At 47.2% G+C, this 25972-nt stretch carries 30 protein-coding genes; 14 read left to right on the top strand and 16 right to left on the bottom strand.

Annotation, left to right across the window (positions count from 1 at the left end; genetic code table 11):
- The first annotated feature begins 99 nt into the window (after nucleotides 1-99).
- Together BUB19_RS15820 and BUB19_RS15815 are read left to right on the top strand one after the other, a co-directional pair.
- Nucleotides 100-1215 carry an amidohydrolase family protein gene (locus tag BUB19_RS15820; RefSeq protein WP_073095547.1) on the top strand — a complete coding sequence of 372 codons (1116 nt, stop codon included), beginning with the start codon at nucleotides 100-102 and terminating at the stop codon, nucleotides 1213-1215.
- Between the two features lie 310 nt (nucleotides 1216-1525).
- Nucleotides 1526-2299, top strand: coding sequence for a hypothetical protein (locus tag BUB19_RS15815; RefSeq protein WP_073095546.1), 774 nt, complete (start codon nucleotides 1526-1528; stop codon nucleotides 2297-2299).
- Nucleotides 2300-2426: 127 nt separating this feature from the next.
- Here BUB19_RS15815 and BUB19_RS15810 read toward each other — a convergent pair whose 3' ends face one another.
- Genes BUB19_RS15810 through ubiE form a run of 5 tightly spaced genes read right to left on the bottom strand, consistent with a single transcriptional unit; the run spans nucleotide 2427 to nucleotide 6262 of the window.
- Nucleotides 2427-3197 (bottom strand): ThuA domain-containing protein, encoded by a 771-nt coding sequence (locus BUB19_RS15810; protein ID WP_073095545.1) that lies wholly within the window; start codon nucleotides 3195-3197, stop codon nucleotides 2427-2429.
- A gap of 39 nt (nucleotides 3198-3236) precedes the next feature.
- Nucleotides 3237-3998, bottom strand: coding sequence for a M15 family metallopeptidase (locus BUB19_RS15805; RefSeq protein WP_073095544.1), 762 nt, complete (start codon nucleotides 3996-3998; stop codon nucleotides 3237-3239).
- Entirely contained in the window at nucleotides 3991-4752 is a 762-nt protein-coding gene (locus tag BUB19_RS15800; RefSeq protein WP_073095543.1) for an SDR family NAD(P)-dependent oxidoreductase, read from the bottom strand. The genes BUB19_RS15805 and BUB19_RS15800 overlap by 8 nt, the downstream gene beginning before the upstream one ends.
- A 59-nt stretch (nucleotides 4753-4811) precedes the next feature.
- Nucleotides 4812-5591, bottom strand: coding sequence for a type IX secretion/gliding motility protein PorT/SprT (gene porT / locus BUB19_RS15795; RefSeq protein ID WP_073095542.1), 780 nt, complete (start codon nucleotides 5589-5591; stop codon nucleotides 4812-4814).
- Entirely contained in the window at nucleotides 5540-6262 is a 723-nt protein-coding gene (gene ubiE / locus BUB19_RS15790) for a bifunctional demethylmenaquinone methyltransferase/2-methoxy-6-polyprenyl-1,4-benzoquinol methylase UbiE (RefSeq protein WP_073095541.1), read from the bottom strand. Before ubiE ends, porT begins: the two co-directional genes overlap by 52 nt.
- 116 nt (nucleotides 6263-6378) lie before the next feature.
- Between ubiE and yihA the strand changes: the two genes are divergently transcribed.
- From yihA to BUB19_RS15775, 3 genes are read left to right on the top strand one after another with little or no spacing between them, the layout of a single operon-like run.
- Nucleotides 6379-6984 carry a ribosome biogenesis GTP-binding protein YihA/YsxC gene (gene yihA, locus BUB19_RS15785; RefSeq protein WP_073095540.1) on the top strand — a complete coding sequence of 202 codons (606 nt, stop codon included), beginning with the start codon at nucleotides 6379-6381 and terminating at the stop codon, nucleotides 6982-6984.
- A gap of 58 nt (nucleotides 6985-7042) precedes the next feature.
- Nucleotides 7043-7504, top strand: coding sequence for a DUF5606 family protein (locus tag BUB19_RS15780; protein ID WP_073095539.1), 462 nt, complete (start codon nucleotides 7043-7045; stop codon nucleotides 7502-7504).
- Nucleotides 7501-7812, top strand: a complete 312-nt coding sequence (locus BUB19_RS15775; protein ID WP_245802871.1) for a hypothetical protein — start codon at nucleotides 7501-7503, stop codon at nucleotides 7810-7812. The genes BUB19_RS15780 and BUB19_RS15775 overlap by 4 nt, the downstream gene beginning before the upstream one ends.
- A 12-nt stretch (nucleotides 7813-7824) precedes the next feature.
- Here the strand turns inward: BUB19_RS15775 and fbp are convergent, their stop codons facing one another.
- Nucleotides 7825-8841, bottom strand: coding sequence for a class 1 fructose-bisphosphatase (fbp, locus tag BUB19_RS15770; protein WP_073095538.1), 1017 nt, complete (start codon nucleotides 8839-8841; stop codon nucleotides 7825-7827).
- Between the two features lie 55 nt (nucleotides 8842-8896).
- Here fbp and BUB19_RS15765 point away from each other — a divergent pair, with 55 nt between their 5' ends.
- Entirely contained in the window at nucleotides 8897-10180 is a 1284-nt protein-coding gene (locus BUB19_RS15765; protein ID WP_073095537.1) for an aspartate kinase, read from the top strand.
- Here BUB19_RS15765 and BUB19_RS15760 read toward each other — a convergent pair.
- Complete coding sequence (locus BUB19_RS15760; protein ID WP_073095536.1) at nucleotides 10177-11052, bottom strand: fructosamine kinase family protein; 876 nt, start codon at nucleotides 11050-11052, stop codon at nucleotides 10177-10179. The two genes, BUB19_RS15765 and BUB19_RS15760, sit on opposite strands and share 4 nt — an antisense overlap.
- Complete coding sequence (locus BUB19_RS15755; protein ID WP_073095535.1) at nucleotides 11039-11530, bottom strand: low molecular weight protein-tyrosine-phosphatase; 492 nt, start codon at nucleotides 11528-11530, stop codon at nucleotides 11039-11041. Before BUB19_RS15755 ends, BUB19_RS15760 begins: the two co-directional genes overlap by 14 nt.
- A gap of 262 nt (nucleotides 11531-11792) precedes the next feature.
- Here BUB19_RS15755 and BUB19_RS15750 point away from each other — a divergent pair, with 262 nt between their 5' ends.
- The 5 genes from BUB19_RS15750 (at nucleotide 11793) to BUB19_RS15730 (ending at nucleotide 16861) form a co-directional block, all read left to right on the top strand.
- Nucleotides 11793-12422: a peroxiredoxin gene (locus BUB19_RS15750; protein WP_073095534.1), complete on the top strand. Its 630-nt coding sequence runs from the start codon at nucleotides 11793-11795 to the stop codon at nucleotides 12420-12422.
- Between the two features lie 100 nt (nucleotides 12423-12522).
- Complete coding sequence (locus BUB19_RS15745; RefSeq protein ID WP_245802870.1) at nucleotides 12523-13209, top strand: glycosyltransferase family 2 protein; 687 nt, start codon at nucleotides 12523-12525, stop codon at nucleotides 13207-13209.
- 89 nt (nucleotides 13210-13298) lie between these two features.
- The gene (locus tag BUB19_RS15740) at nucleotides 13299-15233 is read left to right on the top strand and encodes a heavy metal translocating P-type ATPase (protein WP_073095532.1); all 1935 of its coding nucleotides are present in this window, start codon (nucleotides 13299-13301) and stop codon (nucleotides 15231-15233) included.
- Nucleotides 15230-15817, top strand: coding sequence for a pyridoxamine 5'-phosphate oxidase family protein (locus BUB19_RS15735; RefSeq protein WP_084097363.1), 588 nt, complete (start codon nucleotides 15230-15232; stop codon nucleotides 15815-15817). The genes BUB19_RS15740 and BUB19_RS15735 overlap by 4 nt, the downstream gene beginning before the upstream one ends.
- Before the next feature lie 90 nt (nucleotides 15818-15907).
- On the top strand, nucleotides 15908-16861 hold the full coding sequence (locus tag BUB19_RS15730) for a sugar phosphate isomerase/epimerase family protein (protein ID WP_073095531.1): 954 nt from the start codon (nucleotides 15908-15910) through the stop codon (nucleotides 16859-16861).
- Here the strand turns inward: BUB19_RS15730 and BUB19_RS15725 are convergent.
- The 5 genes from BUB19_RS15725 to BUB19_RS15705 all read right to left on the bottom strand — a co-directional run bounded on the left by BUB19_RS15725 (nucleotide 16858) and on the right by BUB19_RS15705 (nucleotide 20885).
- The gene (locus tag BUB19_RS15725) at nucleotides 16858-17436 is read right to left on the bottom strand and encodes a LutC/YkgG family protein (protein ID WP_073095530.1); all 579 of its coding nucleotides are present in this window, start codon (nucleotides 17434-17436) and stop codon (nucleotides 16858-16860) included. The two genes, BUB19_RS15730 and BUB19_RS15725, sit on opposite strands and share 4 nt — an antisense overlap.
- A complete protein-coding gene (locus tag BUB19_RS15720; protein WP_073095730.1) occupies nucleotides 17433-18809 on the bottom strand; it encodes a lactate utilization protein B in 1377 nt (458 codons plus the stop codon). Before BUB19_RS15720 ends, BUB19_RS15725 begins: the two co-directional genes overlap by 4 nt.
- A 13-nt stretch (nucleotides 18810-18822) precedes the next feature.
- Nucleotides 18823-19551, bottom strand: a complete 729-nt coding sequence (locus BUB19_RS15715; RefSeq protein WP_073095529.1) for a (Fe-S)-binding protein — start codon at nucleotides 19549-19551, stop codon at nucleotides 18823-18825.
- 739 nt (nucleotides 19552-20290) lie between these two features.
- Nucleotides 20291-20590 carry a HigA family addiction module antitoxin gene (locus BUB19_RS15710; protein WP_073095528.1) on the bottom strand — a complete coding sequence of 100 codons (300 nt, stop codon included), beginning with the start codon at nucleotides 20588-20590 and terminating at the stop codon, nucleotides 20291-20293.
- Nucleotides 20591-20603: 13 nt separating this feature from the next.
- A complete protein-coding gene (locus BUB19_RS15705) occupies nucleotides 20604-20885 on the bottom strand; it encodes a type II toxin-antitoxin system RelE/ParE family toxin (RefSeq protein ID WP_073095527.1) in 282 nt (93 codons plus the stop codon).
- A gap of 1033 nt (nucleotides 20886-21918) precedes the next feature.
- Between BUB19_RS15705 and BUB19_RS24375 the strand changes: the two genes are divergently transcribed.
- Both BUB19_RS24375 and BUB19_RS24370 read left to right on the top strand, forming a co-directional pair.
- The gene (locus tag BUB19_RS24375; RefSeq protein WP_073095526.1) at nucleotides 21919-22194 is read left to right on the top strand and encodes a hypothetical protein; all 276 of its coding nucleotides are present in this window, start codon (nucleotides 21919-21921) and stop codon (nucleotides 22192-22194) included.
- A 126-nt stretch (nucleotides 22195-22320) separates the two neighbouring features.
- Nucleotides 22321-22554, top strand: coding sequence for a hypothetical protein (locus tag BUB19_RS24370; RefSeq protein WP_073095525.1), 234 nt, complete (start codon nucleotides 22321-22323; stop codon nucleotides 22552-22554).
- A 290-nt stretch (nucleotides 22555-22844) separates the two neighbouring features.
- Here the strand turns inward: BUB19_RS24370 and BUB19_RS15685 are convergent, their stop codons facing one another.
- Nucleotides 22845-23570, bottom strand: a complete 726-nt coding sequence (locus BUB19_RS15685) for an SAM-dependent methyltransferase (protein WP_073095523.1) — start codon at nucleotides 23568-23570, stop codon at nucleotides 22845-22847.
- Between BUB19_RS15685 and BUB19_RS15680 the strand changes: the two genes are divergently transcribed.
- The gene (locus tag BUB19_RS15680) at nucleotides 23571-23804 is read left to right on the top strand and encodes a DUF2905 family protein (protein ID WP_073095522.1); all 234 of its coding nucleotides are present in this window, start codon (nucleotides 23571-23573) and stop codon (nucleotides 23802-23804) included.
- 565 nt (nucleotides 23805-24369) lie between these two features.
- Here the strand turns inward: BUB19_RS15680 and BUB19_RS15675 are convergent.
- Together BUB19_RS15675 and BUB19_RS15670 are read right to left on the bottom strand one after the other, a co-directional pair.
- Nucleotides 24370-25131, bottom strand: coding sequence for an alpha/beta fold hydrolase (locus BUB19_RS15675; protein WP_073095521.1), 762 nt, complete (start codon nucleotides 25129-25131; stop codon nucleotides 24370-24372).
- Nucleotides 25132-25137: 6 nt separating this feature from the next.
- On the bottom strand, nucleotides 25138-25860 hold the full coding sequence (locus BUB19_RS15670) for a pyridoxine 5'-phosphate synthase (protein WP_073095520.1): 723 nt from the start codon (nucleotides 25858-25860) through the stop codon (nucleotides 25138-25140).
- Between the last annotated feature and the right edge of the window lie 112 nt (nucleotides 25861-25972).

The raw sequence follows: 25972 nt of genomic DNA, 5'->3' as shown, positions 1-25972 counted from the left end.
ATACCGTAAATTCAGCTTATTTTCAGAATTGAATGTTAATTTAACGGTCTTATTCATCTTTGCTTATTCCAAACGGTAAACGATATCAACCGCTTCCCCATGAAATTATCTTTTCTTCTATTCCTGGTCTTTTGTCTGAGTTCGACTGGCATTTATGCCCAGGAAATGGGTTTTGAGGAATATAATCCCACCTCCACCCTGGTAGTCCCTGAAAATCCGGTAATGCGGGCCAAATTTCCCTTTGTAGATATCCACAGTCACCAATGGAACGTCACACAAGAACTGATCCACAGGCTGGTATCCGAAATGGACGAGTTGAACATGGCCACGATGGTTAACCTCAGCGGAAAGGGTTTTGCCCGTAGCCGGGCAGAGATCGATGCGCAGGAATACCTGAACTCCATGATCCGGCGGTTCAATGGGGTGGCTCCAGGTCGTTTTATCGTTTTTACCAATCTGGGCTTTGAAGGATTTGGCGGTGAAGGTTGGGTGGAAAAGGCAGTAGCTGAATTGGAAACTGATGTGAAAAACGGGGCCAATGGACTAAAGATTTACAAAAGCCTGGGGCTTTCTGTCACGGATATCAATGGAAATAGAGTGCCTATAGACCATCCTGATCTGGATCCCATCTGGGCCAAATGCGGGGAACTGGGAATACCCGTTCTGATCCACGCGGCTGACCCGGCTCCCTTCTGGGAACCCATGGATGCCCATAACGAGCGCTGGCTGGAGCTGAAAATCAATCCCAATCGCAAAAGAGGCCCCGATAATCCGGCTCCCTTCGCGCAGATCATCGCCGAACAACACCATGTCTTCCTCAAGCATCCCGGCACTACCTTTATCAATGCCCACATGGGCTGGATGGCCAATGACCTGGCCAAAGCAGGCAGGCACCTGGAGCAATATCCCAATGTCAATTTTGGTATAGGAGCAGTAATTGCCGAGTTTGGCCGGCAGCCCAGGATGGCCAGGGAGTTTTTCATCAAGTATCAGGACCGGATTTTGTTTGGGAAAGATGCCTACAACAAGGAGGAATTTTATACCTATTTCCGGGTTTTGGAGACCGCCGATGAATACTTCCCTTACTACAAAAAATACCATGCCTTCTGGCGCATGTACGGGCTGGATCTTCCGGATGAGGTATTGAAAAAAGTGTATTACAAAAATGCTTTGCGGATCATCCCCAATATGGATGCGAGTTTGTTTCCGGACTGATCAGTGCTACCTACAAGTTGTGATTTTCTTTCGACATTGTTTACTGCTGCCCTTACGCAATTCACAAATCTTTTGCCGCAAAAGTGTTCAGATGGTAACTTGTACATACCTTTTTTTAGTCCAAATTTTTTAATATCTTCAATATCAATTGTAAAAAAAAGGAAAACAAGTACAAATGATGCATAAATGGCACCATATGGGCCTCGCATTACTTGATTGTTGATAGGCAAACCTACACATGATTAGGCAGATAAAAACTTAGGAAACCCCAATTTATTTAGCGGCGGATCATAAAAAAAAACAGCCCAAAATGGGAAGGATACATCTATTTGAGTTTGAAGACCAAAAATGGTTTCCCACTTTGTTAAGAAACTACCTGACTGATTTTTTACAATTCTTATCAAACAAGTCAGGAATGTATAAGCCCATTATTCCGATCCTGGTAGAATTATTAAGGAAAAACCAAACAGACACAATTATTGACCTCGGATCAGGCGGGGGTGGTGGGCTTTTAGGGCTGAACAGGGAATTAACGAAAAAGGTACCGGGGCTAAAAGTTATCATGACGGACTATTTTCCTAATTTAACCGCTTTTGAACTAAGCACAAAGCTTGCTGATAACTTTGATTATGAGGCAAAACCCGTTGACGCCAGAAATGTCCCTTCAGAATTTAAAGGACTTAGGACTTTATTTCTGTCGTTTCATCATTTCAAGCCAGCTGATGCCAAATTAATTTTACAAAATGCGGTCGAGGCAAAAAGTGGTATTGCCCTGTTTGAAGCACAAGAAAGAAGCATCCCAAGTATTATCGCAATGCTATTTTCGCCGATAACCGTTTTATTGACAACTCCATTCATCGCTCCTTTTAAATTGAGCAGAATTATTTTTACTTATCTGATTCCAATTGTTCCTATTTGCGTCCTTTGGGATGGGGTAGTCTCTTCACTTAGGACCTACTCCTTACAAGAAATGGAAAACCTTATTGGTGAATTACAGGGGTCCGGAAGATATAACTGGCAATTGGGAAAAATAAATTCAGGACCTTTAAAACTTTTGTATTTAACCGGAACGTCAAAGTACTAACCATCCTTACCAAGATATTTTGGACCTGGGCGATGACATGTTAATTTACAAACCTTTACCTGCCTGAAAATTGGTTCATAAAAAAACCCTCAATAGAGGGTTTTTTTATGTAAATCTTTGCTCGTTTCTAAAAAGGCCTGCCCAAAGCTGCATACCAGATCCCTCCATACAGGTGATCCAGGAAATCGGCATCTTCAAAGGCTTCCTCCACATGGCCCAGGCCCGTGTAGAAAACCCTTCCTCCATCATATTCATGGTACCAGGAAATGGGGTGCACGGCACCCATGCCCATTTTATCGCCGTTTCGCTCTCCTACCTCGTAGGAAGTCTCATCCAGCTGGACCAGAATATTGACATCTTCGTTGAAATTTTTGAACTCATACCACTCATCGGTGCGCAGCCATTTGTCATTCAGGTGGTAGGTGGCGGGATGGTCCCGGTTGACGACCTGCATCCGGGCGGTCTGCTGCTGGGGATGGTGGTTAAACTGCCCGCCGATCAGCTTGGTATACCAGGGCCAATCATACTCCGTATCGGTAGCACTGTGTACTCCCACCACACCCTTGCCGCTTTGCACAAATCTTTCAAATGCGGCCTTCTCTTCGTCATTAAAAATGGTTCCGGTAGTGCTCATCAGGATGATCACATCATAGCGCTCCAGATTCTTGTCATTGACCTGTCCGGCATCTTCTGTGGCATAAACCTGAAAGCGGTGCTTCTCGCCGAGTTTTTTTATGGCAGCCACCCCTTCAGGGATGGACTGGTGCCGGAATCCTGCGGTTTTGCTGATTACCAATGCCCGGAATTGCTGGGCCTGGCTGATGGCAGGCATGAGGATCAGGGCCAAACCCAAAGCGATGATGCCTATGGATTTGAGTTTATTGTTTATGAATTGCATAGGTTATGTAAATTATTTTAAAGGGCGATTATACAATTATTATTTCACAATCTCGAATTTCTGTGCGGCAACTTTTCTGCTATAGGCATTAAAATGCCACCATTCTGAGCCTATGCCGGTAAATCCCGCAGCCAGCATGACTTCTCTCAGGATCTTTCTGTTTGCAACCTGCTCTTCACTTATCCTGCCGGCTGCCAACATTTCCTCTTCCCGATCCGGATAAGCCGCATAGCCAAAAAAATCGTAACCCGTGCCCATATCCAAGGGCTCCCCGCTGGCAGCCACAGCAAGCGTGAGGTCCACCGCTACGCCATAATTGTGCAGACTGCCCACCTTTGGATCGGCTACATATAGGGGTTTCAGGCTATCGGGTTTGTCCAGCTCGTCCCATAGGATTTGTTGCACCGATTGTGGCCGCACTGCGTCATAGATCAGAAAAGTAAGCTCCGGATTTCCGGACTTCAATTCCCTGTAGGCAACTTCCAGCATTTCCGCCACCTCGGGCTGCATGTAGCAGCGGGTTAGCTCTCCATATACGTCTTTTCCGAAAAAATTATCCTCCGTCGAATATTTCAACTCCACATACACCTCTGGAATGCGCTCCCGGATATTTACCAGACCGGAATTGATGAGCCGCCTTTCCAACTCGCCGGTATCGGGAGGATCTATCCTAAAGGCCGTGGCCGTCGAATCCTGCAGGCTGGTAATCGATACCTCTTCTGAAACCCGGAGGTTTCCACGATTGTCGCTGTTACAAGCCAGCCCGCAGAGCAGCAGCAAACAAATCTGCCCCCTATTCATGATCCTTATTCAGCAAGGTAGTACTGGCCTGGGCCGTGGGCAAAACAATCACATCAGCCAGCACCACATGTGGCGGCCGGGTGATGGCAAAGCGCACCACATCGGCAATGTCCTCTGCTTTCAGGGGCTGGAAGCCTTTGTATACCTGTGCTGCCTTGTCATCGTCGCCCTTGAAACGGACCAGGGAAAATTCGGTGTCCACCAGTCCGGGATTGATGGCCATGACTTTGATGCCATAGGGGTTCAGGTCCAGGCGCATGCCTTTGGTGATGGCGTCTACGGCATGCTTGGAGCCACAGTAAACATTACCTTTGGGATATACTTCCTTCCCGGCAGTGGAGCCAATATTGATGATTTGCCCACTTTTTCTCTCCACCATTCCCGGAATGATTTTTTTGGACACGTATAGCAGTCCTTTTACATTGATGTCCATCATGGCGTCCCAGTCTGCTTCGCTGCCCTCATGTATAGGGTCCAGACCGTGAGCATTACCAGCATTGTTGATGAGCACATCGATAGACTGCCATTCTTTGGGAAGGGAGTCCACCGCTGCGAATACTGCCTCCTTATCCCGTACATCAAAGACCAGATATTGGTATGGCGTATCGGAAGGCAGTTCGGCTTTAAGTTGTTCGAGTCTTTCTTTTCTACGGCCACAACCGACAATGGCAAAGCCTTCCTCGGCCAGGTACCGGGCACATGCTCTGCCTATACCGGAGGTAGCTCCCGTGATGAATGCTATTTTCTTTTCCATGAGGGAATATAAAATTTTTCCCTGTGGATTAAAAACGCATTACCACGCTAGAGGCCGTTTTACTGAAAATTCAGGTAGAGGGTAATGGATTTGCGCCGGATATCACTGATCGCGCCGGCCAGGCGTTCGTCGGAATACCCGGGCTGGTACAGGTTCATCAAACCGTGGGAAAAGCGGATTTCGGGGGAGAATTTAAAGTATTGGAAGTAGAGGTCAAATCCCAGCCCCATTTCCACTGCCAGATCCCGGCCTTTCAGGACCACCGGGTCTTCGTTGGCCTCTTCCTGGTTTTTGGTTCGGATCTGTCCATTCAGGCCCCCGACAAAAAACATCCGCGTATTGTTGAAGCGCTCGGACTTGTATTTCACCAAAAGTGGAAATTCTACCAGGGTTTCCTCTGTGAGCAGGGGCACGGTACTGATGCCTATCCCATTGGGAGAGTTGCCATCATCGGTAAAAAGCTGCAATTCCGTGCGGTATTCGTAGAAGCCCACTTTCGGGGTAAACATCAGGTTAAGCTGGTCATGCAGCCTGCCTGTCACCAGAAAACCCAGGGCAAAGCCCGGAGAAAATACCGGCATGATGGCCCGCACATTTTCTAAGCCCGGGTAAGCGGGATCCATAAAATTGTCCGAGTACTTGATCCTGAGGCTGCTGTTGTGGGCAGCAAGAAAAAATCCATAGGAGAGGGCCTGGTCATCACTACCTGAGGCATTAAAGATCAGACTTTTTTGCTGGGCCTGCAGGGGCAATACCTGAATGATCAGCAGAAAAAACGCTATCAGGCTTATTTTATGCCGGTATATATGGAACTGATGCCAAATGTGAGTGTTTTGCATTGCGTTTGTTTGAAACCTACCTTCTCCAGAACGTCAAGAAAATCCCTTCCATCCGGAAATGCCTTTACCGATTCGGGCAAATAGGTGTAGGCAGACTTGTCTTTAGAGATCATTTTACCAATTTGAGGTAAAATATATCTAAAATAAAAGGAATAAGCTTGCTTCATCGGGAATTTTTTGGGTTTCGAAAATTCCAGAATAACCGTTTTTCCGCCCGGCTTCAATACCCGGTGCATGTCTCTTAGCCCTTTTTCCAGATTTTCGAAATTCCTGACACCAAAAGAAACGATCACGGCATCAAACTTATTTTCCTCAAACAGCAACTTTTCAGAATCGCCCAATTGGAGGTCTATGATGTGATCCAGTTTCTTTTCCTTCATCTTCTTCCTCCCCTCCCGGAGCATGCCCTCAGAGATGTCCACGCCGATTACCTTTTTAGGCTCGAGCGCAAGAGCCTCAATCGCAAAGTCACCCGTACCGGTGGCGATGTCCAATATTAGTGCCGGCCTGTCCTTTTTCAGCATGCGAATGGCCTTTTTTCTCCAGACGATGTCTATACCCAGGCTCAGGAGATGGTTCAGCAGGTCGTACTTTTTGCTGATATTGTCAAACATGCTGGCAACCTGCTGCTTTTTGCCTTCTTTTTGATCTTTGTATGGAACTACGGACATGGCTTATCTTTTCGCTACAATATTACTAAGTAAACCCGAGCAAAGGAAAAATGTTAATGATTTATTGGCGGGCCCCTGTTTGCAGAAATTGCTTACCTTTGCAGTAAAAAAGGGCCATGTTGAAAAATGCACGCTTCTTAACCAGCAACACCGACCACAGGAAATGCCCTCCGGCAAACAAACCAGAATTTGCTTTCATAGGCAGGTCAAATGTGGGCAAGAGCTCGCTGATCAATATGCTGACCAATCACAAGCACCTGGCCAAAATTTCAGGCAAACCGGGCAAAACCCAGTTGATCAACCACTTTGACATTGATGGCCGTTGGTACATGGTAGATCTGCCAGGATATGGTTTTGCTAAAGTAAACAAAAAACTAAAGGCAGACTGGGACAAAATGATACGGGCCTATCTCACCGGGAGAGAAAACCTTACGGCTGTTTTCGTCCTGATAGATAGCCGCCACAGCCCTCAAAAAATTGACCTGGAATTCATACAATGGTGCGGCCAACTGCAGTTGCCCGTGGTATTGCTATTTACCAAGGCTGACAAGCAGTCGCATTCCAAAACCTCCCAAAATGTACACCAGTTTCTGGATGAAATGGAAAAGTTATTTGTGGAATTGCCCGAATTTTTTGTTACCTCCGCCGTTACTTTTGAGGGAAGGGATGAACTAATCGGTTTTATTGAGGAAAATGTAGCCGAATATTACGAAGGAGAATGAGCCGCTTGGCCAATCCTGCGGAAACCTTATATTTGCAGCCTGAAAACAAACATGAAACATGGAGTTTAAAGACATCGCCACCGTATCCGGAAAACCGGGTCTGTATAAAATATTAAAACCAAGCCGTAGCGGGGTAATTTTGGAATCCCTGGATGATAAAAAGGGAAAGCTCGTCGTGGGTGCTGCACAGCGGGTATCTCTTTTAAGCGAAATATCCATTTACACGCTTACCGAGGAAGGAGCTACTCCCCTGAAGGAGGTGCTGGTCAAAATCGAAGAAGAATTCGGGGGAGACACCGGCCTCGAAGGAGCCGACAAGGACGAATACCAGGCCTTTATGAAACACATACTGCCTGAATTTGACGCCGATAGGGTTTATGCCTCCGATGTCAAAAAACTGATCAGCTGGTACCATATCATCCGTAGAGAATGCCCCGAAGTGCTGGAAGCATCCTCTGAAAAAAATGCCTCCGATAAAGACAAGCCGGAGGAGGACAAGCCGGACGAAAATAAATCGTGACCGAAAAGGAAACCACTTCCCAGATACAATCCGGAGCAGCCGATCTGGCAGATCTGCTGCAGTTGCCCGATATTCCCAGGGTGAGGGACCGGCAAGGACTGGTAGAAGCCATTCTCCCGCTGATCAGCCAGATGCTCAACAGGGATTTTGAAAAATTGCTCCAGCTCTGTTACCGGCTGGATCTGGGAGAACAGAAGCTGCAGGAGATCCTCACCGAGAGCCCTCCGGAAGATGTTAGCCACAACCTTTCGTCTGCCATCGTGGATCGCCAGCTTTTAAAGATTTATTTTCGCAACAAATACCGCTGATACAGTAAGTGCCTAATTTCCCAGGGCTTCCTCCAACTGTTTTACCATATTTTTTGATCCGATAAAAAGGGGAGTTCGCTGGTGCAGGCCCTCCGGAGAGATATCCAGTATTCGCTGCCGGCCGTCTGAGGCTGCTCCTCCTGCCTGCTCTGCAATAAAGGCCAGCGCGTTTGCCTCATACATCAGTCTGATTTTTCCCTGCCGGGCCTGAGCCGTTGCGGGGTACAGATAAATGCCTCCCTTCAACAGGTTTCTGTGAAAATCTGCCACCAGACTACCGATGTACCTGGCAGAAGCTCCCCGTCTTTTGCATGCTTCCAGATAAGAAAGAATGTTGGTATTGATATGGGGAGTAAGGCCTTCATTGATGGTATAGATGGCACCATCCTCTGGCATTCTCATTTCCGGGTGAGACAGAAAAAACTCGCCCAGCGACCTTTCGTAGGTGAAACCATTGGCGCCATGACCCGTGGTATATACGAGCATGGTGGAGGAGCCGTACAATACATACCCCGCGGCTACCTGTCCGGAACCGTTCTGCAATACATCTTTTTCCTGAATGGGAGATCCCACGGGAGACAATCTGCGGTAGATGGAGAAGATAGTGCCAATGGAGACATTGACATCAACATTTGAGGAACCATCAAGTGGGTCTATGGCCACCACATACTTTCCTTTGCTATTGTGCAGGTCAATCACCAGATCTTCCTCCTCAGACACCACGGCGCAGACTTCGCCACCTTTGGTCAGCGCCCGGGTGAAACGCACATTGGCTACCACATCCAGTTTTTGCTGCTCCTCTCCCTGCACATTGGTTTGGCCGAAGGCTCCGGTCACATCCGAAAGTCCCGCCCGGCTTATTTCTCTGGAAACGATCTTTGATGCCAGGGCGATATCCCTTAAAATCTGAGAAAGCTCACCGGTAGCATAGGGGAAGTCGGCCTGTTTGCTTTTGATAAACCTGTCCAAAGTGACCCCTACTTTATAAGCAAGGTTTCCGGTATCTTGTTTGTAAGGCTGTGTCTTCATACCTTTGAAGGTAATTCATTATCATCAATTTATTCCCTTTTTCTAACCATTTTTCATGATTCAACCCCTGGTTTATAAGTTTGGAGGGGCCTCTATCAAAGATGCCAAGGCCATCAAAAATATTGCTGCGCTGTTAAAAAAGCGCTGGACCAATGGACTGGTCATGGTCATTTCAGCAGCAGGAGATACAACCGACCGGCTGGAAAACCTCATCGATCTGGCCCTGCAGCAGAAAAGTTTTGACAAGGAATTGATCCAGTTGCTGGACTTTCATGAGGATATCTGCAGGGGTCTGTTTCAGCCGGGACATGGCATATTCGCCCGGGTGGACAACCAATTTGCCCAGTTGCGCAGAACGCTGGAAAACCTCGCCATCAAAGAGGACAGTGACTTTTTCTACGATCAGGTGATCGGATACGGCGAACTGATTTCTACCCGTATTGTACAGGAATACCTCTGTGAATCCGGATTGGCCTGTCTCTGGCAGGACGCCCGCGAATTGGTCCGGACGGACTCGCAAACCAAAATGGCCAAGGTAGACTGGGCGCTCACCATGCAGTACTGCCGGCGGGCGTTGTTTCCCAAACTGGAAAAATATCCGGTAGTGACACAGGGTTTCATAGGTACAGACCTACTGGGAAATACCACCACGCTGGGCAGGGAAGGGTCGGATTTTACTGCTGCCATCATGGGTGTAAGCCTGGGTGCCTCAGCGGTCACCATCTGGAAAGATGTGGCCGGAATACTCAATGGAGACCCGGATATTTTCCCGGATGCAGTCAAGTTTGAATACCTGGATTTTGAAGAGGCCGCTGAAATGACCTATTACGGTGCGAAAGTGATCCACCCGAAAACCATCAAACCCCTGGCCAAACATGGCATTCCCTTATACGTGAAATCCTTTGTCAATCCGGATGCGCCCGGTACGGTAATCGGTTCTTTCGGGCAGGCGCCCAGAATACCCATCACCATTTTTAAAAGTCAGCTCACCCTTATCGAACTGCGCATTCTGGACCTGTCCATGATCGGGAGTTTTCATTTTGAAATGATTTATGAGGTGGCCAAAAAATTGAATTGGCGCATACAGTTGGTGCAGGCATCCGCCGCCCATATTTCTATTCTAATCAATGACATTCCGGTGACAGCGGAGCAACTGGCAAAACCCTTCCGGGAAATATTCAGGGTGAAAAGCAAGGCCGGGCTGAAAATGATCACGGTGAAAAATCCTACGGATGCCGAGCGAACCCATTATCGGAAAGTGGCTGAAAACCTTCTTCTCGAACAAGATAGTCCGGAATTGATACAATGGGTCTATGAGGAATATTCTCCGGAAGCTTAGCCTGCAAAGCGCTTCAATGTCTTTTGTATCCCTGATAGGTAGGCTTTTCCGAACAGGTTGAGGTGAACCAGGAGGGGATATAAGTTGTAGACCGGCATTCGCTCCTCAAAGCCCGGTTCCAGAGGAAACACGGCCTGATAGGCTTCATAAAACCCGGAAGTAAATCCTCCAAACAGGCGGGAAAAGGCCAGGTCCATTTCTCTGTGTCCAAAATATACTGCCGGATCAATGAGCGCCGGCAATCCGCTGGCATCTGTCATCACGTTCCCGGACCAAAGGTCGCCATGCAGCAGTGCCGGTTTTTCGGATGGAAAAAACTCCTGCAATCGCTCATATATGGACCGAAAATACCGAAGAAAATCCTGATCTACCAGACCCTTGTAAAGGGCCAACTGCAGTTGGGGCTCCAGCCGGTTTTCTATGAAAAATGCGGGCCAGGAATCAGTCCACCTATTTTTTTGGGGAAGGATCGCTATATAATTGTCTTTATCCAGGCCAAATTGCCTGCTGGTACACATGTGCAGTTCGGCCAGGCCCTCTCCCAGCCTGCTGGAATAATCCGGTTTGGGGAAGGCACTGCTGATCCAATCCATCAGCAAGTAATGCCTGTCTTCAAATTGCCCCTGCGCCAGCGTCTCCGGCACGTAGAGGCTGCAGTTGTCCCGTAACCAGCTCAGGCCTTCACGTTCTCTGGGAAATATATCGCTGTCTTCTTCAAAGTTGGTCTTTAAAAAAAATGATCCTTTTTCTGTATTCAGGTATATCGCCTGATTCATGTTGCCCGCGGCGACCAGGCGATAGTTCAGGATGCGGTTGTTTCCGCCAAAAACCGTCAGGGATATGTGGTCAAATAGTTCTTCAGGCGCTTCCATTGAGCTTGTGTTTGGTCTCAAGCTCCCGGATCAATCCGTCCAGGGATTCATCCAGTATATCGAACACCTTTTGAAATCCGTCTGCTCCTCCATAGTAGGGATCCGGAACGTCTGGAAACTCCGGGTTCTCCTGAAACTCCCGCATCAGATGGAGATTTCTGGCAGGAAGATTTATCTGTGCGGAAAGCTTTCTGATGTTTTCCAGATTCGAATGATCCATGGCCACCAGGTAATCAAAATCCCTGAAATCTGTACGGTGGAGTTGGCGTCCGCGGTGCTTCATGGCTATTCCATTTTCGCTGGCACATGCCTGGGCGCGTTCATCGGGGAGTTCGCCGATATGATAGTCAGAAGTACCGCAACTGTCGGCGACAATCAGGTCTCTATAGGGTTTACCGGAAATTTTATGGGTAAATAAGGCTTCAGCCAATGGCGAGCGGCAGATGTTTCCCAGGCAAATAAATAAAACCTTAATCATATGGTCGCTTAGTTTTGAAGGCCTATTGTCGGACAAACACAGTTATCAAAATGTTAATTTATAAAAATGAAAGCACTATCCATATGAAACTCCCTAAATATTCACTAATTTTGCGGTTTGAAATAATTTTCGGATATCCCGGTATAGCCGAACTAAAAATCAATCCGGGTAGTTGAAGAAGTATCGTTGGAAATTAGAAAAAAAACCATACAATTTTCTATAACCACTCTTTAAATTATCTGTAAACATTAAAATCTATTTTATGTCATTAGTTGGAAAAAAAGCACCTTTATTTAATGCACCTGCTGTAGTGGATGGAGAAGAAATAGTAGAAAACTTTTCTTTGGAGCAGTACATTGGAAATAAGGATGTTGTTTTCTTTTTCTATCCCAAGGATTTTACATTCGTATGCCCCACGGAAATTCTTGCTTTTCAGGAAAAGCTGGAAGCCTTCGAAAAAAGAGGGGTGGCAGTAGTGGGCGCCTCCTGTGATACAGAGGAGTCTCACCTGGCCTGGCTGAACACGCCAAAGGAAGAAGGTGGAATCCAGGGAGTAACTTATCCGATTGTAGCCGACCCGGTAAAGACCATCGCCCATAATTTCGGCGTTTTGGCTGGTGACTGGAACTACAATGAAGAGGGAGAACTGACCTACGAAGGGCTTCCTGTGGCCTACAGGGCTACTTTCCTTATAGATAAGGAAGGCACCATCAGACATGAAACCGTAAATGACCTGCCATTGGGAAGAAACATTGATGAAATGCTCCGGCTGATCGACGCGTTGAGGCATGTGGAAAAATTCGGAGAAGTTTGCCCGGCAAACTGGGAAGAAGGAAAAGAAGCCATGACGGCCAGCAGAGAGGGAGTAGCATCATACCTTTCTAAAAATTAATCCGCAATTACCGGAAAGAGTCCAGGCCCTGTCATTCGATAGGGCCTTTTTTATTTTTCAGGCATAAACGACGGATAGCGGTAACTTTTTTTTGAAATTGATGGTTATTTTAGACGTGATGTCAAAGGTACCTGAAGTTTCTGTATTGATCGCTACCTTCAATACCCCGTTCCAGCTACTCAGAAGAGCCATTTATTCCGTTTTTCAGCAGACATTAAGAAATCTCGAAATTGTTCTCGTAGACGATGGCTCCACCAATGATCCTGGACAGCAGCTCGAAGCCTTCTGCCGGAAACATGAAGGTCGTATCCTTTTTATGCGTCAGGAAAACAAAGGCCAGTCCCAGGCCATCAATCGGGCGGTTGCTGTGAGCAAGGGGAAATACCTGTCTGTGCTCGATGCGGATGACGAATACCTGCCCCATCACCTGCAAAACTGCAGGAGCCAGATGGAAAAATTTGACCTGATTGCCTCCACCACCCAAACCGTGATCAACGGGCCTGAAGACTACTTTGTGCCGGACAGGCACCAGACCGGCAGACTGGTCCATGTAGATGACTGTATATTGTTTGCGACTTTATTTGGAAAGCGGGAGGTATTTGAGCAGCGGAAGTTTTCTGATGGCTATGGTGCTGATGCCGATTTTTACGATTGGGCTTCCAGGCACTTTCGCGTCGCAAAATTGGACTTGCGTTCCTACGTTTATTACCGCAACAACCCCGACAGCACCTGCGGAAAAATGAAAGTCAAATTGGGAAATAAAGATGACAGCCCGGAGGCCAGGTAATTGTACAGCCTTCTTGCGGGGCTTTCTTTTTGCAATTTCTGTGCATGGTTTTTAATTGTACATTTGACCAGAAATAAATTCCTTAGAAAATGGAAGCCAATTCCTCAGAAGTTTCCTGCTGCGATTCATCACAAACAGAAAAAACGAAAAGTGCTGCCAGATGGACAGGTATCCGCAATACCTGGGGAAGCAGCATCATAAGTTTGATTGCATTGCTAATCGCGGTCGCAGGCGAGCATTTTTTCCCTGTCCACACTGCCGGAATCAGTCTGTGGGTGCCGGTGTACCTGCTGGCATACATATGGGTAGGCTGGCCGGTACTGAAAAAAGGATGGGAAATGATCCGGCAGGGAGAAGTATTCACCGAATTTTTTCTGATGGGTATCGCCACGCTCGGAGCTTTTGCCATCGGCGAATATCCGGAAGCGGTAGCGGTGATGCTCTTTTATACAGTAGGCGAATTGCTGCAACACCAGGCTGTAAGCAAGGCGAAAGGAAATATCCAGGCACTGCTGGACATCCGGCCGGACCGGGCCAGGATAATCCGTGATGGAAAACGGGTATGGGAAAAACCGGAGAATGTAAGGGTAGGGGAAATTATGGAAATCCGGGCCGGTGAAAGGCTGGCCCTGGACGGCATATTGCAGGAGGAAGCCGGTAATTTTAATACAGCGGCAATTACCGGAGAAAGTATGCCTGCCTGTTACCAGCCGGGAGAAGAAGTCCTGGCAGGAATGGTCAATCTCGAAAACCTCCTGACCATACAGGTATCCCGTTCGTTCCAGGAAAGCTCCCTTTCCAAAATCATCCGTACGGTACAACAGGCCACGGCCAATAAAGCCAAAACAGAAGCATTTATCCGCAGGTTTGCCCGGGTTTACACGCCTATTGTTACCTATCTGGCCCTGGCCTTGGCGGTATTGCCCTACTTTTTTGTGTCTGACTACCAGTTTAGCGACTGGCTCTACCGGGCTTTGGTTTTTCTGGTCATTTCCTGCCCCTGCGCCCTGGTGATTTCCATACCCCTGGGCTATTTCGGCGGCATCGGTGCGGCATCAAGAAAGGGCATCCTTTTCAAAGGGTCTAATTACCTGGACCTGGTCACCCGGTTGACCACAGTGGTTTTTGACAAAACCGGCACACTTACCAAAGGCGTTTTTTCAGTAAGCAAGGTTGAAAACCTGGAAGCGGCTGATACAGACTGGATGCGATTGGCTGCCGCTCTGGAAGTAAAATCCAACCACCCCATAGCCAGGGCACTTGTGGACTACCTGGGAGAAGATACCTATCCGGTCAGTGAATTGAAAGAGCATGCCGGGCTGGGTCTCGAAGGCCGGGTACAAGGGAAAATGGTCCTTGTTGGCAACAAGGCTTTTATGGAAAGAATGCATATCTCAGGACTTTCTCAGCTGCCGGCAGCCCAGAAAACCACGATTGCCTGTGCTGTAGACGGGCTGCTTTGTGGTTTTTTTGCACTTGAAGACCAGGTCAAAAATGATGCGGCCGAAGCATTCCATGAGTTGAGACAGCTGGGTATTGCTGATCTGATCATCCTTTCCGGAGACAAACCGGAGGTAGCAGACCGCCTCGGACAGACACTCAGCGCCAAAGAAGCCATCGGCGGCCTCCTGCCCGAAGAAAAACTTACCTATCTGGAAAAATTGAAACGCAAACCTGAATCGGTGATTGCTTTCGTGGGCGACGGCATCAATGATGCGCCGGCACTCGCCGCTTCCGATGTAGGCATTGCCATGGGTGGCATGGGCAGCGATCTGGCCATAGATACGGCAGATGTGGTGATCCAGACCGACCAACCTTCAAGAGTACCGCTGGCGATCCGCATAGGCAGGACCACCCGGCAAATTGTCTGGCAAAACATTGGCCTGGCTTTCGGGGTTAAAATCCTGGTTTTGATTTTTGGCGCCTGGGGGCTGGCCGGAATGTGGGAAGCCGTATTTGCGGATGTAGGTGTAGCTCTGCTGGCCATCCTGAATGCCATTCGTATCAACCACATTTACAGATGAACAAAAATAGCATGCTTTTCTCAGAGGCAGATGCATTGGAAGAAATCCAGAGTACCCTGATGCGGGAATTGCGCCGGGCAACACTTGACCAAAAGCACCCCTTTCGCTTTGTCAGCATGGCTACCCTCTCGGGAAGCCATCCCGGCCTGCGCTACCTGGTATTGCGGGACCTGGACGAACAGGAGCGCTTTTATTGCTATACGGATAGCCGAAGCCATAAGGTCCATCAACTCAGAAAAAATCCAGCACTCAGTCTGTTGTTTTACCATCCCAATAAGCGCTGTCAGGTAAAGGTACAGGGCCGGGCGGTCATTCATCACCAGGATGAGGTCAGCCAGATACATTGGGCGAAGGTGCAGGGTGAGGCCGAAAAATCCTACCAGGCCACAATTGCTCCCGGCACAGCAATCGATGACCCGAAAGAGGCACATAGCTGGGATACCGGTAAGGCGGATAGTCAATTTGTGGTCCTGGAAATCCGACCGGAAATCTTCGAGTGCCTGCAACTGGACGGGATTCGCCACCTGCGGGCAATTTTCAAAAAATCAGGAGATAAATGGACCCACAATTGGCTGGCTCCCTAATGATCACCTCTATTCCGGGATTGTCGTTGAAAAATAAAAGTAGTATCTTGACTTCCTGTTTTATCAGTTACTATCAATTATTCAATAAACATGCACAACAGAAGAGATTTTATCAAAAAAACCGGCATAGCCACCGCTTTTTTAGGTTTGGGCTTGGGAAATCAGGCCTTCTCCCTCCAGCCAAGAGCCTCCCTCTACAAAATATCCCTGGCCGAATGGTCGGTCAATAAGCTGCTTTTTTCCAATAAAATGGACCACCTGGACTTCCCTGTACTGGCCAGAAAGCACGGAATCCATGCGGTGGAATACGTCAACCAGTTTTTTATGGACAAGGCCAAAGACATGAGCTACCTCAGGGAAATGAAAAGCCGGGCAGAAGGCGAGGGCGTAACCTCGGTTTTGATCATGTGTGACCGGGAAGGACAGCTTGGCGCTGCTGATGAGGCGGAGCGAAAGGAGACGGTAGAAAACCACAAAAAATGGGTGGAAGCAGCTAAATTTCTGGGCTGCCATGCCATTCGGGTAAACGGATATTCATCCGTAGCATACAGCAAGGATAAAAAAGCATTCAGCGAATCCCAGAAACTCGTAGCGGATGGCCTGAGACAACTTTGCGAATTTGCCGACACCATGGACATCGGCGTCACCATAGAAAACCACGGCGGTTTTTCCAGCAATGGAAAATGGCTTTCTGGGGTAATGAAGGCTGCCGATCATCCCCAAGCAGGTACCTTGCCTGATTTTGGCAATTTTCAGATCAGCCCCAACGATGGTGATCCCATTTCCTATGATTCTTACAAAGGGGTTAAAGAGTTGATGCCCTATGCCCAGGGTGTAAGTGTAAAAACGACTGTCTGGGATGGCAAAGGTAACCAATATCCCCTCGATTACGAAAAAATGATGCGCATCGTACTGAAAGCGGGCTACCGATCCTGGTGTGGCATTGAGTACGGCGAGGCAGGACGCGAATGGGAAAGTATTGTGGAAGTCAGAGAGCAACTGGAAGCCACCGAAAAGGCGCTTCAGGATTCCTTCTCCGCTTAATCCATCAGAAAAACAGTCATGCTGCGGGGACCATGGGCTCCGATCACCAGTGACTGTTCTATATCAGCGGTCTTTGATGGTCCGGCAATAAACACACCGTATCCAAAATCCGAAATATTGATCGATTGATATACCTCATGCATATTGCCCAGCAACCTGTCTTTTTTCAACAAAACGATCAGGTGTTGGGCAATAAATGGGAGGGCTCTGTGCTTCAACCGCGTCTCGGGAAGCCAGATGGCAGCGTTTTCTGCTACTCCCCACTCTCCTTCCAGAATGGCCAGTTCTACATGTTCCAGATCGTGAGGATCTTCCGCCAGTTCTATGTCAAAATTCCCCTCCACGGCAGAGGAAAGGGAAAGCATCATTTGGCTGTCGTGAAAATGCATGTTTAGATAGCTCTGGATCTCGGCTACGTTTTTTACCTCCAGGGCCTGACCACCGTTGGATTTGATGCTGTTTTTATACTGCTCCACCAGGTCGCCTTCAACGGGATACTCCGGATGCTCCGGGAGGGGAAGCTGATCAGGTTTATTTTTCGCAATGGCTGCCAGAATGCTTTCTTTACTGCTCATTTTTTCCTGTTTTTTTGGTACCAGTCCTTGAAGCTTTCCTTGGGGACTTCCGGAAGCTCCCGGTGTTTGCCCCAGGCATTGAAACTGTTGTAAACAAATCCTCTGGGGCTGATGGAGAGGGACTTCCTGGCCATTTTGCCCATCAAATCAAATAGCCTGGGCTTGGACATTACCTGCCCACCAAAGCGCATGGCCCATTTTTTTGAAGGTTCTGAGGGCCCTTCCTTTGTGATGACCTGCCGCCATTTGTACAACTGCTCGTGAATGTTGATTTTTACCGGACATACATCCGAACAAGATCCGCATAGCGTGGAGGCAAAAGGCAGGGTACTGTGTTTTTTCAGGTCCATACCGGGCGAAAGTATGGAACCTATAGGGCCAGGTACAGTGGAGTTGTAGCTGAATCCGCTGCTCCTTCGGTAAATGGGGCAGGTATTCATACAGGCCCCACAGCGGATACATTTCAGGGAGTTCCTGAAATCCTCCCTGCCCAATTGTTTGGTCCTTCCGTTATCTACCAGGATAAGGTACATTTTTTTATCCTTCCTGGGTCGGTGAAAATGTGAATTGTAATTGGTGATGCTCTGGCCGGTAGCACTCCTGGCCAGAAGGCGCAGAAAGACCCCAAGATCGGCCGCCCTGGGTATCAGCTTTTCTATGCCCATGCAGGCAATGTGGATGTCAGCCAGATGGGTACCCATGTCGGCATTGCCCTCATTGGTGCAGACCACAAAGCCACCCGTCTCAGCGATGCCGAAATTTACGCCGGTGATCGCCGCATGTGCCTGAATGAATTTTTGCCTCAGGTGCTGCCGGGCTGCCTCGGTCAGGTACTGGGGATCGTCGGCTCCCGCATCGGTACCCAGGTGCTTGTGAAAAATATCGCCGATCTCCTTTTTCTTCAGGTGTATGGCCGGCATCACGATATGGCTGGGTACCTGTTTGTTAAACTGTATGATTCGTTCTCCCAGATCGGTATCCACCACCTCATATCCCTTGTCTTCCAAAAAATGATTCAAGCCACATTCCTCTGTCAGGATAGACTTGCTTTTTACGAGCTGCTTCACCTGGTTTTCTTGCAGAATACGGAGTACGTGTTCATTGTGCTCTTGTGCATCTTTTGCCCAGAGCACTTCTATGCCATTGGCTTTCGCATTTTTTTCAAACTGAACCAGCAGGTTATCCAGATTGGAGAGTACATGGTCCTTGATCTGGGAAGCCAGCATACGGAGCTGTTCCCATTCCGGGATCTTCTCCGCCGTGGCATCTCTCTTGCTTCTGACATGCCAGAGCGTATCGTCGTGCCAATGGCTCCTTTCAGTATCTTTTAGGAAGTCCGCTGCTGCGGCAGCGTGGGTCTGAGGGAGTTTCATTTGGTATCGGTCTTTAATTTTTCGGTGAATGTCCATTCAGGATCTCAGCAATGTGCATGACCCTGATGGGTTTCTTTTCCCTGCGAAGGAGGCCTTCCAGGTGCATGAGGCAGGACATGTCTGCGCCAGTAATTACCTGCACCCCTTGCTGTTCGTGGTCTTTGATCCGGTCTCTTCCCATTTCTACAGAAACTGCCTCCTCAAACACTGCAAAAGTACCTCCAAATCCGCAGCATTCGTCCTTTCTTGTCAACTCAACCAGATCAATGTCTTTTACCATTTCCAGTAAACTCAGGGGCTTGTTAAATTCCGGAATCATCAGTTCGGAAGGTTTGGCCAAATGAAGACCTCTCAATCCGTGGCAACTGGCATGCAGACCAACTCGAAAAGGAAAGCTGGCATCAAGGGTTTTTACCTGCAGTACATCGGTAAGAAATTCACACAACTCATATATTTTTGGTTCATCTTCTTTGTCTGAAAGAATATGTTCCTTGGCATGCAGGGTACAGCTACCGGAAGGGCAAACCACGTAATCATAATCTTCAAAATTTTTGCGAAACAATCTGGCTGCACCCTCCCCGTACTGTTGGTATCCCGAGTTGGCCATGGGCTGACCGCAGCAGGTTTGTTCCAGGGGGTATTCCACTGCTACGCCTGCCTTTTCCAGTACTTGTAGCGTGGCAATGGCCGCATTGGGATAAAATTGCTCTACGTAACAGGGAATAAATAATCCGACTTTCATTCAGGGCAGGTGTTTTGGCTATCTAACAAAATAAGGTTGCCTTTGTTGGCAACCGCAGTTAAAGATAAGCATCAGAAGGTAATTCGCCAGTATTTACACACCAAACTTTTCCCTTCTGATGTGGGGCAGCTTACCTTGTGGGTAAACCATGTTCAATTAAATCCAGGTTAAAAGTACAATAGGACCCAAGAGGAACCATCCTGCACTGTGCTGAATGAAAGGGCACAGGTAGGGATCTTGTTGAAACTCGAATCTGCTTTTCCTGAAAGAATGGGATCTTTCGTTGTTGAATGTCGTTTTGGGAGGATTAACGGTCCAGGTTATGGTGTTTGTCCCGCAGGGCACGAACCATCGCCGGTGTTGGCAACTGGCTTAAGTTAAAACAATTGGACAATTGTTTTCATTGGAAGAAACATTTTTCCGCAATCTGGCAGCTCAATGAATCCGTACTTCAAATAGAATGACGTAGCTACGTCGTCTATTGGATCAACAATCACAGCAATGGAACCTATTATGTCTTGAGATACGTCATATAATCATTTGATAACGTAATCAAGTATAAGATTTTTAAAGAGCTCTCGTTTTCGGGGGCTCTTTTCCTTTTTTGCATTGACACTAACGGTCAGGGCTTGTGGGCGGCGGGTTCTTTTGAAGCCGTTATCTTTCTCCCTTGACTGATCAATATTAAAGTACTGAACTTATATTTTCCCGGGAACCGCCCGCTGACCCCAAGCTAAGGTTATGCTGCGTGATCTCCAATCTGCTTTATTTTATCAAGTTCAGTTTGTTTTGAAATATTCTCTTCTTCCAGATCGAAATCGTCCTGGAGCCCTAGCCAGAACTTAGCTGAGGTCCCGAAAAATTTTGAGAGTCTCAAAGCAGTATCAGCCGTTATCCGACGTTTTCCTTTTAGGATTTCGCTTACTCTGGTTTGGGGGATAAATGTTTCTTTGGAAAGCCGGTAAGCAGTTATTTCAAGCGGGATTAAAAATTCTTCCTTTAGTATTTCCCCTGGATGTATATTTTTTAATTTTTCCATTTCTTACACTTTATTAATGATAGTCTACAATTTGTGCTTTAAAAGCGGTATCATTTTCCCATTTGAAGATGATTCTCCATTGTTTATTAATCCTTATGCTATAATAGTCTTCCAATTTTCCACTTAACTTTTCCAAGTGATTTGCTGGAGGTATACGTAAATCATCGATGATTTGGGCGTTGTTAATCATCCTTAATTTCCTTCTTGCGACATTTTGTATTTCTCCGGGTAGCTTTCTGGATTGCATGCCATCCCAGATTTTTTCGGTTTCCTTGTCTCCAAAAGATTTTATCACTAGGTATTCTGTTTCACGTTACTAACGTTAAAGGTAAGTAAAAGTTTCCGGTTTGAGAATTTAAAATGCAGCATAACTACTTGCTACCCACACCCCTTGCGGTTACTTCCCTTTTAGTCGGCGGATTTAACTTCCTTAAATATAGAAAAGTCTTGAGAAACACCAACTAACTTTTTCTGTACCATGCATGTTAGCCCCCGAAATTAAATGCCGGTTTAGCCCGGAAAGGGAAATAGTTTGATAGGCCCTTTAAAAAGTGGTTGGAAATGACATTTATCCCTGCAAATTTAAAAATGAATTTTAAATTTGCAGGGATGTTAAAGCGAAGCTTGTATTCGGAATTTTTGTTTTAGGTAACCCACTTTCCCTTTACGGGACTCATCGGATTCAGGCAGGCTGGTAAATCAACCTTTTAGGCAATAAAAATTGGATCAAGCCCTGCAAGTGCGAAATACCAAAGCGATGGGTGTAAGCCCATCGTAAATTGATAGCCGATAAACCGTAAGCCCTGGAACGGCGGGATATTTTTTATCCAGGCCGATTCCTATACCTTAGAACCATTTAAAATAGGTTTGCAAAAAAAGCGAAAATTACACCCATTCGCTGAATGTAAAATTTTATCTCTGGCTGGGTGGGTATGCCTCCTCACCCTTGTATTTTCGATGATGTCAACCTGATGGTACCGACCAAGAACCATCTGCACTGGCTATGAACATCCATTTTCAAAAATCCTTATCCATTTACGCATTTCTAATGCAATCCGGCATTGCATGGGCCTAAAACTAATAAAGAACCGTATTACCCAGATGTTCAACAGATTCATGCCGCATATATCAGGGTATCAACGTTGTAATTATTGGAATGAATAGATTTATACTCAATTAAAAATTATATTGTTCCTATTTGAATAAAATAATAATAAATCACCTTGGTTTTTTTATAATATGCCTAAAAATCAAGTCGATCCATTTGTTTTATTGGGCTTTTAGTTTTACTTCAGAATTAAAGTTTTAAGTTTATAAAAATACTCATCATGAAGCAATTTTACACAGTGAATTCAGAAAAAGCCCAAGGCTCTGGGGGCAATTTTCGTCTTGTTAAATTCAAAATGCGACTTTTTCTCCTATTGCTAACACTTGCCTTTGTCGTTGAAGGCTTTCCCCAAACCGAAGCTGAGGCATTTACTGCAAAAAATGCTGTATACGCTGAATTAGGAGGCAATGCGGGGAGATATGCGGCCAACTATGCCCGTATCTTTCACCAAAAAGGAAAACTTAAGTTGTCAGCCAGTGCTGGTTTTTCGATGTGACGAGACGACCGATCGGAGCTGCCTTACAATACATCCAAATCGGTCCATTGGCTTCCCACATTACCGTTAGAAATTACCGCCCTATTTGGCAGGTCCTCCCATCATTTGGAAATAGGTACTGGCTTTATGACCTATTTAACGGTAATCGGTGAACAAAATCAGAATACTTCACAATTCAGAGATAAAGTTACGTTGGATGCGGTGGTACCCCTGAGGGTAGGCTACAGGTACCAAAAACCTGAGGGTGGCTTCTTTTTCAGGATAGGCTATACACCCTTTATTTCGCTTGATTTCAATAATGAAGGATTCCGAAAATTTATTCCACTTTGGGGAGGAATTAGTTTGGGAAAGAGTTTTTAATTGGTTTTCCGACCGGAACCCTGACCATCCCTTTTATTAAGACAAAGCGAAAAACGTGATTAAATCCGGAAGCTCTCCTTGGCTGGGTGTGCAACTACATCCCTTTTATCATATTTTTAACGCCAGCGAGGCATTTGTAATGCCGCATCCATTGGACATACCGTTTAAAAATCTTTCCCGGAAACATGTACGTTTAGCCATTGCAAATGGCTTTTTGGCGGCTTTTTTCTTTTTACGATAGCAATGATAGCAGGGTGAAGTGACCTACTTCACCCGGTAGCGGTCTTCCTTTAAGACGCTCCAATCAAAAATACCGCCGGTATCTTGTGCAAATCCGGTTTTTCCTTACGCCAGTCCGCTACCTTTTTGGTTTGTATGTTCTCTCCCTCTCCTGTCAGCTCACTGGCAATGCAAAGCAGGGTCTGCGGATTCAACTGCTCCAGCAGGTCTTCCAGCAACCGGTTATTTCTAAAGGGCGTTTCCATAAACAGTTGTGTGGTGTTTTCCACGATCACTTTGATTTCCAGTGCTTTGATGGCCTTGATCCGGTCCTTCCGCTCAATGGGTAAATAACCACTGAATGTAAAGGACTGTCCGTTAAAACCGGAAGCCATCAGGGCCAGAAACATAGACGAGGGACCGGGCAGGGGCACTACCCTGATGCCCAGCTCATGGGCCCGGGCCACCGCTCTGGCACCGGGATCGGCTATACCCGGGCAGCCGGCTTCTGAAATTATCCCGGCATCCTGACCTTTCAAAACAGGATCCAGGAGTTTCCTTACCTGAGGGTCAGGTGTCTTTTTGTCCAGCTTTTCCATGTGGACCTCATCCAGGTTGACCCCCAGTTTCAGGCTGCTGATATATCTTCTGGCCGTGCGGAAATCCTCCACCAGAAAGTAGCGGGTAGCTTCCAGCACCGACTTGACCTGGGGCGCCATGACCGCATCAGCGGTACCGGCGGCCAAAACATTGGGGATAAGGTAGAGGATTCCTTTAGAATGCTTTATTTTTGACATATGGAAAACGGATTACCTGGATTGGCAAAAATACTGATTTTTACCGGTCTCCTGCTGCTTCTCGGCGGACTCTTGCTTTGGGGCCTGAATAAATACCCCGGTTTCAGGGGGATGCCCGGAGACATGGTGTTTAAAAAAGAAAACTTTAGCTTTTATTTTCCCCTGGGAACAAGCATTCTGCTTAGTTTGCTGTTGACCTTGTTCCTTTATTTGTGGAGAAAATTCGGGGGATGATGGGTCAAGAAAATGAAGATTGACATTTAAATACACAAAGAGTGCAGGCCCGACAAAAAACCGGGGGTGCGGCAGGATTACAGGGGAAGGATTTTTTTGTCTTGATTTTTTGGTTCTTTTGCCTTGATGCAAAAGAACAGATAATTAAAGAAATAATAGTTGATTTCAAGGCATAATCCTGATACAACGAACACCTCTATATTGCAAAGTACCCATCGTCATCCCGATTGCTGCGTCTAAAAACGTTAGGTCACGCAATGACGGGTTCTGGCGTCACTGCGAGGGGGCCAGCCTGAACATTACAGAATTTCATAAAACGACCTGGCTCCCGCGGCAGTCTGAACGGGTACGTGGATACCCTTTCGATCCTATTCCCAGTTCCCGATGGATTAATGCTGCTGCTCCGATTCAGATTGCTCCCTTTTTAGACTGAGCCTGCCGAAGTCCGACAGGCTCAGGGACCAACTGTGCTCGCAATGACGGAGAAGATACGGCACCCGCGGCAGTCTGAACACAGACCTGGGCGCATTTCCGATCTTGCTGGATGTTTTTCAGACAAAAGAACCTAAGCGTCAAGAAAGGCCTTCAAAGTGGCCACTACCGCATCTGGCTGCTCGGCATGCAGCCAGTGGCCCGCATTCTTGATGTAAACCAGGTGATTTTCCGGAAAGATCCTCTCGATATCGGCCTTGTCCTTTTCCTGGATATAATCTGAATTGGCCCCTCCCATAAACAATACGGGATTTTCGAAAGGCTTTTCCGAATCGATGGCTTCACCTACATTTTCTATTTGTTGCGTGATCACGGGCAGGTTGATCTTCCAGGCGAATCCCCCCTCCGACCTGGTCAGGTTTTTCAGCAAAAACTGCCGGATACCTCTCTCAGCAATGTATTGGGCCAGTATATCCTCTGCCTCCTTCCGCGATTTCAATTTTTCCGGATCTACGGCATTCAGTGCTTTCAGGATCGTTTGATGGTGCACCGGGTATGCCCTGGGGGCGATATCTGCCACAACTAATTTTTTAACCCTTTTCGGGTACATCAGGGCCATTTTCATGGCTGTCTTTCCCCCCATGGAATGGCCCAGCAGGTACACGCTTTCCAAACCCTCTGCATCCAGTAGTTCCCGGAGGTCCTCCGCCATAGCTTCATAATTCCATTCCTCCGAATGGGGAGAATCTCCGTGGTTGCGCTGGTCTACAAGATACAGGGTATAGTCTTCTTCCAGGTTTTTAGCTATTCCCATCCAGTTGTCTGCGGAGCCAAACAGCCCATGGAGTATGATCAACGGTTTTCCCTGTCCGCTTTTTTTAAAATTGAGTTGCATGGTCGTTTAGTTTTCTGTTTCCAGTTGTCTGCGGTACATCTGTATGGTGTTTTCCAGGCCATAATACAAGGCATCACAAACCAGGGCATGGCCGATGGATACCTCATCCATAAAGGGTATTTTTTCTGCCAGAAATTTTAAATTATGCAGGTCCAGATCATGACCGGCATTGATGCCAAGGTTAAGCTCCCGGGCCAGATGGGCCACTTGTACATAAGGGGCCACCGCCATTTCCTTATCCCGGTGATACCCGCTGGCATAGGGTTCCGTGTACAGCTCCACCCGGTCGGTGCCGGTGGCTTTGGCCGCTTCAAAGAATTTTGGTTCGGGATTGATGAAAATGGAGGTTCTTACTCCGTATTCATGCAATTCTGCGATAATATCCCTGAGCATGTCCTGGTGCTTTAAGGTATCCCAGCCGGTATTGGAAGTCAGGGCTTCAGGCGGATCAGGAACCAGGGTAGCCTGTGCAGGCCGGGCAAGGCGGATAATCTCCATGTACCGCTGATCCGGATAGCCTTCAATATTGAATTCCGTCTGAATGCGGTCCTTGAGATCCATTACATCGGAGTACCGGATATGTCTCTCATCCGGTCTGGGATGCACGGTAATGCCCTCTGCCCCGAAACGCTCAGCATCCAGGGCTACCTTCACCACATCCGGATTGTTGGCGCCGCGGGCGTTTCTTAAGGTAGCGATCTTATTTATGTTAACACTTAATTTCGTCATGTTCCAAATATCAGCTAATTTTGCACTAAATTAAATATATTGCTTCAACATTGGTAATACCGTCAAAGTTAAGGCGTTTTTAATTTTATACCGGCACCGGAGAGCCATAGGT

Origin of the sequence: Cyclobacterium lianum, from assembly GCF_900143075.1 — a bacterium.
In the GTDB taxonomy this organism is placed as follows: Bacteria; Bacteroidota; Bacteroidia; order Cytophagales; family Cyclobacteriaceae; genus Cyclobacterium; species Cyclobacterium lianum.
Note: the sequence above shows the minus strand (reverse complement) of the source record. Positions and strands in the feature narration are given on the sequence as shown.